This is a genomic window from Streptomyces sp. NPDC001157, from assembly GCF_053598255.1.
On the sequence record NZ_JBSFJW010000009.1, the window covers coordinates 19,701 to 32,222 of the forward strand.

The 12,522-nt window shown below is 72.8% G+C and carries 10 protein-coding genes; 5 read left to right on the plus strand and 5 right to left on the minus strand.

The window, feature by feature from the left end:
- The first annotated feature begins 30 nt into the window (after positions 1-30).
- Complete coding sequence (locus tag ACWDAG_RS18435; protein WP_450696634.1) at positions 31-1,260, plus strand: cytochrome P450; 1,230 nt, start codon at positions 31-33, stop codon at positions 1,258-1,260.
- Here the strand turns inward: ACWDAG_RS18435 and ACWDAG_RS18440 are convergent.
- The 4 genes from ACWDAG_RS18440 to ACWDAG_RS18455 form a co-directional block, all read right to left on the minus strand.
- Complete coding sequence (locus ACWDAG_RS18440) at positions 1,250-4,357, minus strand: ATP-binding protein (protein WP_450696635.1); 3,108 nt, start codon at positions 4,355-4,357, stop codon at positions 1,250-1,252. The two genes, ACWDAG_RS18435 and ACWDAG_RS18440, sit on opposite strands and share 11 nt — an antisense overlap.
- Positions 4,358-4,545: 188 nt before the next feature.
- Positions 4,546-5,286, minus strand: a complete 741-nt coding sequence (locus ACWDAG_RS18445; RefSeq protein WP_450696636.1) for an FAD:protein FMN transferase — start codon at positions 5,284-5,286, stop codon at positions 4,546-4,548.
- 4 nt (positions 5,287-5,290) lie between these two features.
- Entirely contained in the window at positions 5,291-5,998 is a 708-nt protein-coding gene (locus tag ACWDAG_RS18450) for an FMN-binding protein (RefSeq protein ID WP_450696637.1), read from the minus strand.
- 19 nt (positions 5,999-6,017) lie between these two features.
- Positions 6,018-7,355: a ferredoxin reductase family protein gene (locus ACWDAG_RS18455; RefSeq protein ID WP_450696638.1), complete on the minus strand. Its 1,338-nt coding sequence runs from the start codon at positions 7,353-7,355 to the stop codon at positions 6,018-6,020.
- Positions 7,356-7,508: 153 nt separating this feature from the next.
- Here ACWDAG_RS18455 and ACWDAG_RS18460 point away from each other — a divergent pair, with 153 nt between their 5' ends.
- From ACWDAG_RS18460 to ACWDAG_RS18475, 4 genes are all read left to right on the plus strand, one after another.
- A complete protein-coding gene (locus tag ACWDAG_RS18460) occupies positions 7,509-8,198 on the plus strand; it encodes a response regulator transcription factor (RefSeq protein ID WP_450696639.1) in 690 nt (229 codons plus the stop codon).
- On the plus strand, positions 8,195-9,634 hold the full coding sequence (locus ACWDAG_RS18465; protein WP_450696640.1) for a sensor histidine kinase: 1,440 nt from the start codon (positions 8,195-8,197) through the stop codon (positions 9,632-9,634). Before ACWDAG_RS18460 ends, ACWDAG_RS18465 begins: the two co-directional genes overlap by 4 nt.
- A 79-nt stretch (positions 9,635-9,713) precedes the next feature.
- Positions 9,714-10,715 (plus strand): NAD-dependent epimerase/dehydratase family protein, encoded by a 1,002-nt coding sequence (locus tag ACWDAG_RS18470; protein WP_450696641.1) that lies wholly within the window; start codon positions 9,714-9,716, stop codon positions 10,713-10,715.
- A gap of 200 nt (positions 10,716-10,915) precedes the next feature.
- Positions 10,916-11,221, plus strand: a complete 306-nt coding sequence (locus ACWDAG_RS18475; protein WP_450696642.1) for a hypothetical protein — start codon at positions 10,916-10,918, stop codon at positions 11,219-11,221.
- A 186-nt stretch (positions 11,222-11,407) separates the two neighbouring features.
- On the opposite strand, the gene ACWDAG_RS18480 is transcribed toward ACWDAG_RS18475, so the two are convergent.
- Entirely contained in the window at positions 11,408-12,520 is a 1,113-nt protein-coding gene (locus ACWDAG_RS18480; protein ID WP_450696643.1) for a sensor histidine kinase, read from the minus strand.
- Between the last annotated feature and the right edge of the window lie 2 nt (positions 12,521-12,522).

Below are 12,522 nucleotides of genomic sequence, written 5' to 3' on the forward strand. Positions count from 1 at the left end.
CCTCACCGACCACCGGGAAAGGAACCCGAGATGACCACCGAGACCCCCGTTCACCTCACCCCCGAACTCGTCGAGAACCCCGTCGGCGCCTACGCCGTCCTGCGCACCCGCCCCGGCCTGGGCCATGTCGTCCTCCCCGGCCTGGACACCGCCGTACGGCTGGTCACCCGGCACGCGGACGTGAAGGCCGCGCTCACCGATCCGCGTCTGGTCCGGGACCGCTCGACGATCGCGGACTCCGAAATGCCGGACCCGCAGGCCGAGTTGCTGGCCCAGGGTGCCGACGGCCTCCCGCCCGAGTACGCGCAGTACCTCTCGGGCCACCTGGCGCTCTTCGACGGCGACGAACACACCAGACGCCGCAACCCGCTCACCCGTGCCTTCACCGCCCGCCGGGTCGCCGCCCTGCGCCCCTTCGTGGAGAAGACCGCGCAGGAGCTGATCGAGACCCTCGCCGGGCGCGAACAGGCCGATCTGCTCGGCGAGTTCGCGTATCCGCTGAGCACGGCGGTCATCTGCGCGCTCGTCGGCGTGGACGCGGCCGACCAGGACAAGGTCTGCGGCTGGATCCGGGACTTCGCGTACGGCGACGGCAGTCGCGTCCTCGAAGGGCTCGGCGGGGTCGTGGAGTACACCAAGGACCTGGTGGCGCGGCGGCGCGCGGAGCCCGCGGACGACCTGGTGTCGGCGCTGCTGGCGGACGGCGGGATGACCGACGACGAGATCGTCACCGTCTTCTTCCTGCTGATCAACACCGGGATCACCCCGCCCGCCCTGTTCCTCGCCCACGCCGTCCTCGCCCTCCTCGACCACCCGGACCAGCTGGAGCGGCTGCGCGCCGAGCCCGAGCTGCCGGCCCGGGCGGTCCCCGAACTCCTGCGGTACGTCACGCTGGTGCGCATGGGGGCCACGCTGTACGCCACCGAGGACTTCGTGTTCGCGGGCACCCGGCTGAGGAAGGGCGAGGCGGTGACGGTCGCGCTGTTCGCCGCGGACCACGACCCTGCCGCCTACGACGCCCCCGAACGGCTCGACGTGACAAGGGAGTTCGGACGCGGGGACGGCCACCTGGCCTTCGGGCACGGCCCGCACTACTGCATCGGCGCGGCACTCGGCCGGCTGGTGACGGGCGTCGTGTTCGAGGAGCTGCTGGTACGGCGGCCGGCGGCTCCGGAGCTCGCCGTGGACCGCGCCGACGTGCGGTTCGGGCACTGGCCCGGGGACGGCTTCCATCTGCTGAGCCTGCCGGTCAGGCTGTGACCCCGGCCCGCACCAGGCCGAGTGCGGCCCCGCGCAGCCCGTCCCCTTCCAGGGCGGCGTATGTGGACACCGCGTCCTCGTACGCCGCCTTGTCGGCGTTCCGGGCGGCCTCGCGGGCGCGCGCCGAGGACATGGTCGGCTGGAAGTTGCGCAGGGCGCGGAAGCGTTCGGCGAGGGCGGTCAGCCGCGCCCCGCGCTCGCTCTCGCCGTCCGCGAGGGCGACCGTGGCCAGGGCGAGCAGCAGCGCGCCGCAGACCGGGTACTCGGCGCTGACATGGTGCGGGGCCGGTCCGGGCCGGGTCAGCAGGGTGGTGAGGCGGCCGGGCAGCGCCGCGGCGAGGGGGGCCACCAGGTCGGTGCGACCGTGCCGGGCGTGGGCGACGACGGCGACCGACTGGAGCTCCAGCACCCAGCCCTCCATGAGGAGTTCGTCGCCGAAGGCCGGGGCCGCGCGGTCGTTCTCCAGTCGCTCCAGGGCCCTGCGCCACAGGCCGAGCCCGGTCTCGGTGTCGCCGCGGGCGAGGGCCATCTCGGCGCGGGCGCCCAGGTCGGGCGTGAAGGCGTCGGAGCCGGCGCCCTCCGGCTGGTGCCGCAGCGCCTCCTCCAGCCAGTGCTCGGCGGCGTCGAGGTCGCCCGTCTGCAGATGGGCGAGCATCAGGCCCCACCGCATGCCGATCGCGTCGTTCCACTCGCCGAGGCCCTCCAGGGCGTCCAGCGCCGCCCGCAGGTGCACCAGGGCCTCGGCGCCGCGCTCGGTCCGCAGGCAGAGTTCGGCGAGCCGGGAGGCGGGCCAGATCCGCAGCAGCGGGATGTCCCGGTCGCCGAGCAGTTCGACCATGCGGCGGGCTGCGGCGAGGGCGAGGTCCGGCCGTTGCTCGCTCTCCCCCACGTAGCTCGCCACGCAGTGGGCGACACCCGCGAGCAACGGCCGCTCGGCGGCGCACAGTCCGGCCAGCGCGTCCCGGTCCGTCAGCACCTGCGGGAAGGCGCACAGCACCGCCGCCACGGCCCGCACCAGGGTGTCCGGTTCGGCGGGCGGCAGGCGGCGCAGGGTGACCAGGGTGCGCACGGCACCCGGCCCGACGCCCAGGAACAGGTTGGCGGTCAGCAGGGCGGCGGCGGTGCGGGTCGGCTCGACGTGAGCGGGGCCGGGCCGGTAGTGGGACAGCGGCCGGGCGCAGTCCTCGGTGAGGGCGATCAGCCGGGGGTAGTTGGCCTCCGTGGTCCACAGGCCGGCGAGTACGGCGGTGACCGCGGCGACGGTGTCGAGGTCCTCGCGGTCGAGCGCGAGCCGCAGCGCGTGGACGAGGTTGTCCTGCTCGGCGCGGATCAGCTGCCAGGACGCGGAGGGGTCGGTGCCGAACGGGGCGTCGTGGTGGACGGCCCCGAAGTCCCTTGCCCAGCCGAGGAACCGCTCCGTGACGGCCGGCTCCCGGTGCACGGCGGCGAACTCGCGGACCGTCTCCAGCATGCGGAAGCGGGAGCCGTAGGTGGTGTCGGCGACCTTCAGCAGGGAGTGGTCGACAAGGTCTTCCAGGATCTCCCAGGCGTCGTCGACGAGTTGCTCGGCCGCCTGGGCCGTGAACCCGGCGGGGAAGACGGAGAGTGCGGCCAGGGCGGACCGGGCCGGCTCGGCGAGGAGGTTCCAGCTCCAGTCGACGACGGCGTGCAGGGTGCGGTGCCGCTGCGGGGCGTCCCGGGAGCCGCCGCGCAGCAGCGCGAAGCGGTCCTCCAGACGCCGGGCGATCTCCGCGACGGACATCACCCGCACCCGGGCCGCGGCGAGTTCGACGGCCAGGGGAAGCCCGTCGAGACGGCTGCACAGCGCGGCCACGGTGTCGGCGTTCAGGTCGAGGTCCGGACGGGCGGCTCGGGCGCGCTGCTCGAACAGCTCGACGGTGGTGAGGGGGTCCAGCTCGGGCAGCGGATAGACGGTCTCGGAGGACAGACCGAGGGGCGCCCGGCTGGTGGTGAGGATCCGCAGGTCCCGGGTCCTCGACACGACGGCCCGGACCAGGTCGGCGACGCCGCGCACCACGTGCTCACAGTTGTCCAGGACGAGCAGCGCGGGTCCGGAGCCGAGGATGCCCACGATGCCGGCGACCGGGTCGGTGCCGGAGGCGTCCAGTGCGGAGGCGACCTCGGCGGCGACCTCGGCGTCCCGGCGGACCCCGGCGAGCGGCACCAGGTGCACGAGGCGCTGCTCGGCGTCCCGGGCGACGGCGCTCGCGAGGCGGGTCTTGCCGAGACCTCCGGGTCCGACGACCGAGGTGACGCGGGCGCTGTGCAGCAGCCGGGTGACGGCGGCGACATCGGCGTCCCGGCCGAGGAGGGGGTTGGGCTCGTGCGGAACCCCGCGCCGTACGACGGGTGCCTCGCCGCGCAGCAGTTCCTGGTGGAGTTCCTGGAGGGAGGGCCCGGGGTCGGTGCCGAGTTCGTCGCGCAGACGGCGGCGGTGGGCGTCGTACGTGGCCAGGGCGGCGGCAGGTCCCTCGGCAGCTGTCCGGCAGCGCATCAGTTCGAGGAGCAGTTCCTCGTCGTGGGGTCGGTCGGCGGCCAGTTCGGCGAGGGGGCCGAGGGCTTCGTCCCGGCGGCCGGTGCGGGCGAGGCTGAGCGCGCGGCAGCGGACGAGCGCGCGGTGGGTCACGGCCCGCTCGGCGCGCAGCTCGGCGACGGGGTCACCGAAGCTGCCCGCTTCGTCGACCGGGGCGCGGTCCCAGAGCCCGAGCCCCTCCTCCGCCTCGGCGAGGGCACCCGCGTGATCACCGGCCCGGGCCTTCTCGGCACAGGCGGCGGCGAACAGCAGGACGGCGGAGCTGTCGACCTGGTCCTCGCGCAGGGCGAGCCGGTAACCGGTCGGGGTACTGGCGATGACTTCGCCGCCGAGCTGACGGCGGGCTCTCGACACCAGGATCTGCAACGCCTTGACCGGGTTCTCGGGCTGCTCCTCCGGCCACAGCCCGTCCACCAGCCGCCCGGCACCGCACCCCGCCCGCAACTCCCCCGCGAGCAGCGCGAGCAGCCCCCGGAGCCGGGGCGCGGTGATCTCCTGCCCCCGGTGGGAGACGGACGACAGCAGCGTCAACTCGATGGTCACCGCGCCAGGTTAGTCAGTCTTTCAGCCCGTCCGGCGTTTGAGGACGAGGCCGTCCAGGCCGAAGCGGGGGTCTGGGGGCGGCAGCCCCCAGGGTCGGGACGGGAAGGGGCGGCGGGAGCGAAAGACCACACGCACCCGCCCACCCACCAGCGCATGCAGACAGTGTCGGTCAGAGGGCGGCTGTCGCATCACGCGGCCGCCGAGGGCACCCCCGCGACCGGAAACCTCTCCGTCCGCAGCACCTGTCCCGCGGCGTCCACGGCGAACACCTCGCAGCCCGGCAGTGAGGCGGCCCACTCGATGCCCTGCAGGCCCATCGCAAACGCGGCCGTCGCCACCGAGTCGGCCTCGGTCAGGGTGGCGGCCACGACGGTCAGGCTCTGCAGCCCGGTTGCCGGGAGCCCCGTACGGCCGTCGATGATGTGGTCGCCGCGCTCGTAGCGCGCGGAGGTCGCGACCGCCCCGTCGGTGAGCTCCAGGACGGTACACAGCTTGTCGGCCTGTTCGGGGTGCCGTACGCCGACCCGCCAGGGCCCGCCGGAGGCGACCACGTCACCGCCGGCGTTCAGGACGAACCTCTGCGCGCCGGCCGCCTTCAGCAGCTCCGCCGCCCGCTGCACCGACCAGCCCTTGACCACCGCGCAGGGGTCGAGGCGGCGGCCGGGCAGGCGGACGTCGAAGGCTCCGCCCGTGGCGATCCGGTAGTGCTCGCACAGTTCGAGGACCTCGACGAGGTCGTCGCTGAGCTCATGGTCTCCCAGCTCGCCCCGGCCGTAGCAGGACACCTCGCTGTCGGGCCTGAACGGGCTGAACCGGGAGTCGACCTCACGCAGCCACGCGAAGGCCGCGTCCGCGGCCGCCTCGGGAACGTGCTCGTCGTCGACCCGGAGCGAGACGGGGAAGCTCATGACGTGTTCGACGCGATGCATCAGATCACTCCTCCGCGTCGATCGCGGCCTGGAGGGACTTCTTGTAGGCCTCGCTGGTGATCGTCGCACCTGACACCGTGTCGATGTCCGCGCTCTGCGCCTTCAGCGTCTCCGCGACCAGCTTCGGCACCGCGGCCGTCGTCTGCGGATGGTTCGGCTGCTGCAGCATCTTCACGGCGGCGATCTCGTCGTCGTCGCCGAAGGTCACCTGGACCTGCACGGGACCCTTGGAGGTGTTCACCGTCGGGCCCGACACGGTCCGCCCCGAGTCGTCGGAGGAGGCGGAGTCCGAAGAAGACGAGGAAGACGAGGAAGACGCGGACGACTTCGAGTTCGCCTGGTGCGAATCGATCGCGGCCTGGAGGGACTTCTTGTAGGCGTTGCTGGTGATCGTCGCACCTGACACGGTGTCGACGTCCGCGCTCTGCGCCTTCAGCGTCTCCGCGACCAGCTTCGGCACCGCGGCCGTCGTCTGCGGATGGTTCGGCTGCTGCAGCATCTTCACGGCGGCGATCCTGTCGCCGTCGAAGGTGACCTGGACCTGCACGGGGCCCTTGTCCGTCTTGACCGTCGGCCCCTTGACGCCGGTTCCGGAGGAGGAACCCGCGGACGCGGAGGCGGAGGGCGTGGTCACGGGAGCCGACGGCACGTAGCGCCAGACGGGGACCAGGCCCGCGATGCTCAGGACGACGACAGGTATGGCTCGCTTCACGATGTCTTTCCCGTCTTCCTCATCCGGCCAGGCTGAAGCGTTCGAAGTGGATCTGCTGCTTGGGCACGTTCAGTTCGCCCAGGCTGCGCAGCACCGCGTTCATCATCGGCGGCGGCCCGCACAGGAAGACGTCCCGGTCGGCGATGTCCGGCACCAGGCGCTCCAGTTCGCCCGGCGCCAGCTTGTCGGGGACGGCCGGTCCGGTGACCAGGTGCAGTTCGGCGCCCTTCGCCACGGCCAGCTCGCGCAACTCGTCGTAGAGGACGGCGTCGCGTTCGCCGGCGACGCGGTAGATGACGACCGCGTGGCCCTCGATGTCCTCCAGGATGGCCCGGATGGGGGTGACGCCGACGCCGCCCGCGATGAGCAGGGACTCGGACCGCACACGGTGCAGCGTGGTGAAGGCGCCGTAGGGGCCCTCGGCGAACACGCGCGTGCCGACCTTCACGTGCCGCAGGGCGGCGCTGCCCTCGCCGGCCGCCTTGGCGGTCAGGCGCAGCGTGCGGCCGTCGGGGGCGGCGGAGAGGGAGAACGGGTTCGCCTGCCACCAGCGGTCGCGGGTCAGGAAGCGCCACAGGAAGAACTGGCCTGCCTGCGCGGGCAGCCGGTCCAGGTCCTTGCCGGTGATGTGGACGGAGACGACGTTGTCGGACTCGGGGACGACCGCCGAGACACGGAACTGGTGGCGGGTGTTGCGCCACAGCGGCAGCACGAGCCGGCCCAGGACGAGCGCGCCGAGGGCGACTGCCCACACGCCGTACCAGTACGCCTTGGCGGCGGACGACGAGGTGAACGTCGTACCGACCGCGACCTGGTGCGTGAAGGCGAGCACCACGGCGACGTAGGTGTAGAGGTGGATGAAGTGCCAGGTCTCGTAGGCGAGGCGGCGTCGGGCGTAGCGGGCCGAGACGGCGCCGACCACGAGGATGATGCCGAACGCGACGATCGCGCGCAGCACGCCCTCCGTCGTCCTGGCGAGGTCCACGATCTCGGTGATCGGGCCGACGCCCGCGCCCTGGGCGTAGCCGAAGGTGATGAAGACGGCGTGCCCGAGCAGCGTCCACAGGAGGGCGAAGCCGGTCCAGCGGTGCCAGGAGGTGAGCCGGTCCATGCCGATGCGGCGGTCGAGCCACGGCAGCCGGGCGACCAGCACCAGCTGGAAGGCCATGACGAGGGCACCGTAGAGGCCGAGGAGGCGGCCGATGACGATCAGGGCGTTGGAGGCGAAGCCCGCCTGGGCGAAGAAGTAGGCGACCACGGCGGCGTTCGCGGCGAGCACGGCGTACAGGCTCGTACGGGCCACCACCCTGGGGCGTATCGCCGTGGGGGGCGCAGGGAGTGCTTGGACGGTCGTCACGGGGCGGCAGCTCCTTCGTCGGATCCTGGGGAGACCGAGCTTGGCTGGTGGGAGCTGTCGATAACCTGTCGTACAACTTGCAAGTACTTATCGATGTGGCTGTTGTGGTCCCTGCGATATGGCTTCACCGGCCATGTACCGCAGTATGAGCGGGTGGAAAAAGTACGCCTCCTGGTCGTGGACGACGACCCGCCCATCGCCGATCTCGTCGCGACCGTGGCCCGTTACGAGGGCTGGGACGCGGTCACCGCGAACTCCGGTGAGGAGGCGCTGCGGCGGGCCGCCGAGTTCCGTCCGGACATCGTGGTGCTCGATCTGATGCTGCCCGACGTGGACGGCTTCGGCGTCCTGGACCGGCTGCGCGCCACCGGCACGATGGTGCCCGTGGTGTTCCTCACCGCGCGCGACGGCGTCGCCGACCGGGTCGCGGGCCTGACCCGGGGCGGCGACGACTACCTGGTCAAGCCGTTCGCGGTGGAGGAACTGATGGCCCGGCTGCGCACGGTGCTGCGGCGCAGCTCCGGCCCCGGCTTCCAGCGCTCGGTGCTGCGGGTGGCGGACCTGACGATGGACGAGGACACCCGTGAGGTGCGCCGCGGCGACAAGCTGCTCACCCTGACCCCCACCGAGTACGAGGTGCTGCGCTTCCTGATGCGCAAGTCCCCGACCGTGATGACCAAGGCGCAGATCCTCGACCATGTCTGGGAGTACGGATTCGGGGGCCGCTCGAACGTCGTCGAGCTGGTCGTCAGCCGCCTGCGCCGCAAGCTCGACGACACGGGCGAACCGCTGATCCAGACGGTGCGGGGCTTCGGGTACGTCATACGGCAGGCCGCCGAGTGATCCGCCGGCTGCCCTCGTACCGGAGGCTGCGGCTCGGCACCCGGCTGGCGCTCGGGCTCGGAGTGCTGGCGCTGGTGGTGTTCGCCGTCGTCGGCACGGCCCTGACGACCTATATGCGGGACTATCTGTCGAACCAGCTCGACGACCAGCTCGGGCTCGCCCAGGTCGCCCAGTCCAAGAACGTCGCGGAGACCGGCACTCTCCAGGGCAAGAAGTACTGGGGCTGGTACTACGCCGTGTACGACGTCTCGGGCGGCAAGGCGGTGCTCCGCAAGCCGGAGGAGCCCGGCGACCTGCCCCGGGACATCGCCCCCCTCACCTCCCTGGCCAGGGCCCAGTCGGCCTCGGACACAGAGGTGGTGCGCACCGCGGACCTCACGGGCGACGGCGCCTACCGGCTGCGCGCCTGCGAGGTCAAGCCCGGTGTGGTCCTGATCAGCGGCGCGCCGATGGCCGACATCGACGACACGGTACGGCGGCTGATCACGGTCCAGGTCATCGCCTTCGGGCTCGCCCTGCTGGCGCTGGTGGTGTTCGGCCGGCGCCTGCTGCGCCGGGGTCTGACCCCGCTCAGCGACATGGCGCACACCGCCCACGGCATCACCTCGCACAACCTGACGGAGTCGGCGGCGCGGCTGCCGCTGCGCGCCGACAAGCGCGGCGGCGGCCCGGAGGTGGAAGAGCTGCGCACCGCGTTCAACACTATGCTGGAGCACATCGACGACTCCCTCGCCGTGCGCGCCGAGGCCGAGCAGCGCCTGCGCCGCTTCGTCGCGGACGCCTCGCACGAACTCCGTACCCCCCTGATGTCCGTACGGGGCTACGCGGACCTCTTCCAGTACGCCGCCGCCAACGCCCCCGAGGAGCGCGAAAAGCACCTGGCCCGGCTGCGCGCCGAGGCGGCCAGGATGGGTGTGCTCCTGGACGACCTGCTGCTGCTCGCCCGCCTGGACGCGGCGGAGGTCGACGCCCCGCTGCGGCTGCAGGACGCGGATCTGGTGGAGCTGGCCGAGGAGGCGGCCGCGGCCTTCCGGGTGAGCCATCCGGACCGCCCGCTGACGGTGACGCCCGGCCCGGCCTCCCTGAAGCTGCGCGTGGACCCGCACCGCATCCGCCAGGTCCTCGACAACCTGCTGACCAACGCGGCCGTGCACACACCGGCCGGTACACCGGTGTCGGTGGCGGTCGAGGTGGCCGGGGACCGGGCCGTCGTACGGGTCGAGGACGCCGGCCCCGGGATTCCGGCCGCCGACCAGGAACGCGTCTTCGACCGCTTCTACCGCGTCGACAAGGCCCGCAGCCGGGACCGGGGCGGCAGCGGGCTCGGGCTGTCGGTCGCCCGTTCCCTGGTCCGCGCGCACGGCGGCACGATCGAGCTGCGCAGTGAACCGGGGTCGACGGTGTTCACGGTCTCGCTGCCGGTGCGCGCCGAGTGACTCCGGGGGGTCTTACGGACTCGTGACGTCCCGGGCGCGGCCCACGCGTCCGGACCGGTCACGGCCCTAGCGTGGCCGTATGCGAGTACTGGTCACCGGCGGTGCCGGGTTCATCGGATCCCATGTCGTGCGGGCACTGGAGGCCCACGGGCACGAGCCCGTCGTGTACGACGTCCGGGCCGCCCCCGCCTCGGACGTGCGCAGCCCCACGGCCGTCCGCCACGCCCTCAACGGCGTCGACGCCGTGTGCCACCAGGCGGCGATGGTCGGCCTGGGCACCGGCTTCGCGGACGCGCCCGACTACGTCTCCCACAACGACCTCGGCACCGCCGTCCTGCTCAGCGCCATGGCCGAGGCGGGCGTACGGCGGCTGGTGCTGGCCGGGTCGATGGTGGTGTACGGCGAGGGGCGCTACGCCTGCGCGCGGCACGGGGTGGTACGGCCGGGCCCGCGCACGGCTGCCGACCTGGACGCCGGTCGTTTCGAACCGCCGTGCCCGGTGTGCGGTGCGGCCCTGTCCCCCGGACTGGTCGGCGAGGACGCCCCGGTCGACCCGCGCAATGTCTACGCGACGACCAAGCTCACCCAGGAGCATCTGGCGGCGGCGTGGGCACGCGCCACGGGCGGCTCGGTGGTGTCGCTGCGCTACCACAACGTGTACGGGCCGGGGATGCCCCGCGACACCCCCTACGCGGGCGTCGCCTCCTTCTTCCGCTCGGCGCTGGCCCGCGGCGAGTCCCCGCGGGTCTTCGAGGACGGTCGTCAGCGGCGCGACTTCGTGCATGTGCGGGACGTGGCGGCGGCCAATGTGGCGGCGCTGGAGGCGGGTTCCCGCGAGGGGGCGCTGACCGCGTACAACACCGGCAGCGGAGAGGTGCACACCGTCGGCGAGATGGCCGAGGCACTGGCGTCGGCGTGCGGCGGCCCGGAGCCGGTCGTCACCGGGGAGTACCGGCTCGGCGACGTACGGCACATCACGGCGGACTCCTCGCGGCTGCGGGCGGAGCTGGGCTGGAAGGCCGAGGTCGGCTTCGAGGAGGGCATGCGGGAGTTCGCGTCGGCCGGTATGCGGGAGGCGTAGGCAACCGATCGGCCGCCGGCGGCGACAGACCGGTGGTGCTGCCCGCATTCATGAAGCGGCAGCGGGCAGCACCACCACAAAACGGCAGCTGCCGGGATGCGGGAGTTCACGCGGACGCACTGAGCGTGTCCACGCCTGGACGACGTCGTTGTCGTCGATCATGGCGCTGTTCGGCACAAATCAGTTGAAAGGACCGCAGAATGCTCCGGCGTACCCTCAAGCCCACCCGCACCCGGATCGCCGCGCTGATCGGCGCACCGGTGGTAGGCGTGTTCCTGCTCGCCCCGACGGCCTTTGCGGACACGCCGCCGCCCGGCAAGAAGGTCGACAGCGCCACCGTCATCGACAGGGCCTGCAAGCACGCGAAAGAGGACGACGAGGACGGCGCGGACGGGACCTGCGAGAAGCTCGTCGCACCGCTCCTCTCGCATGCCATCGGCCCCGGGAGCGGGCTCACCTGCCGGGAGATCTCCCCGACCGACATCGAGTGCCGCCCCGAAAGGTGACCGTTCAGGCCTCCGCGGCCGGCAGGGCCCGCAACCACACGAGCGGGAAACCCCAGGACAACCCGGACCCGCCCCGCGACAAGAACCTCACACCGCTCCCCCCACGCGCCCTCCATCCCGGCAGCGGGCCCACCTGCCACACCCCCTCTCCAACCGACATCGACCACGGCCCCGAGAGGTGATCGCTCAGGCCTCCGCCACCGGCAGGGTCACCTCGAAGCGGCAGCCGCCCGGGATGTTGCGGACGGTCGCGCGGCCCTGGTGCGCCTCGACGATGCCCCGCACGATGGCGAGGCCGAGTCCCGCGCCCGCAGGGGGAGTCCGGGCATGCGTGCCTCGCCATCCGGTGTCGAAGACGCGGGGCAGGTCCTCCTCCGGGATGCCGCCGCAGGCGTCCGTGACGGACACCACCACGCCGTCCGGCGAGCGCTCCGCGGCGATCGCCACCGTGCCGTCGGCCGGAGTCCGCCGGATGGCGTTGACCAGCAGATTGCCCAGCACCCGGCTCATCTCCCTGCCGTCCACCTCCACCGGCAGCGGCTCGACCCGGCCGCCGACCAGCCGCACGCCGTGCTCGCGGGCCAGGGGGTCGGCGCCCGCGAGTGCGTCGCCGACGAGGTCGTAGAGGGACATCCGGCTGGGGCTGAGCGCCAGCGTGCCCGCGTGGATGCGGGAGAGTTCGAAGAGGTCGCCGACCATGTCGTTGAGGCGCTCGACCTCGGTGCGGATCTGCTTGAGGTAGCGGCCGGGGTCGGCGGCGACGCCGTCCTCCAGGGCCTCCGACATCGCGCGCAGGCCTGCGAGGGGGGTGCGCAGATCGTGGGAGATCCAGGCGACCAGTTCGCGACGGGAGGACTCCAGGGCGCGTTCGCGTTCCCGGGACTCGGCGAGTTTGGCGCTGGTGGCCTCCAACTCCCGGCTGAGGGCGGCGAGTTCGGCCGTGGCGGGACCGGCGGGCGAGGTGAAGTCGCCGCCGTCGCCGAAGGAGCGGGCGGCCAGGGTGAGGGCGCGGCTGCGGGCGGCGACCCAGCGGCCCAGCAGCAGGGCGGTGGCCAGCGAGACCACGGCGGCCATCGCGACGACGGTCGTGACGACCTTCAGGTCGTGCCCGGACAGGAACATGGCCTGCGCGACCGCGAGGGTGCCCGCGAGCATCGCGGTGACGGCCACGGCGGCGACCACACCGAGGTGCAGGGCGAGCGAGCGGCGCCGGATCAGCAGCAGCACACAGGCGCCGAGCAGTCCGGCCGCGGCGGCCCCGAGGAAGGCGAACAGGGCGATGAGAAGGTTGTCGTGCATGG

Coding starts and splice junctions, on each gene's coding strand:
- ACWDAG_RS18435 (WP_450696634.1), top strand. CDS start 31: ATGACCACCGAGACCCCCGTTCACCTCACCCCCGAACTCGTCGAGAAC.
- ACWDAG_RS18445 (WP_450696636.1), bottom strand. CDS start 5,286: ATGCATCGCGTCGAACACGTCATGAGCTTCCCCGTCTCGCTCCGGGTC.
- ACWDAG_RS18470 (WP_450696641.1), top strand. CDS start 9,714: ATGCGAGTACTGGTCACCGGCGGTGCCGGGTTCATCGGATCCCATGTC.
- ACWDAG_RS18475 (WP_450696642.1), top strand. CDS start 10,916: ATGCTCCGGCGTACCCTCAAGCCCACCCGCACCCGGATCGCCGCGCTG.
- ACWDAG_RS18480 (WP_450696643.1), bottom strand. CDS start 12,520: ATGCACGACAACCTTCTCATCGCCCTGTTCGCCTTCCTCGGGGCCGCC.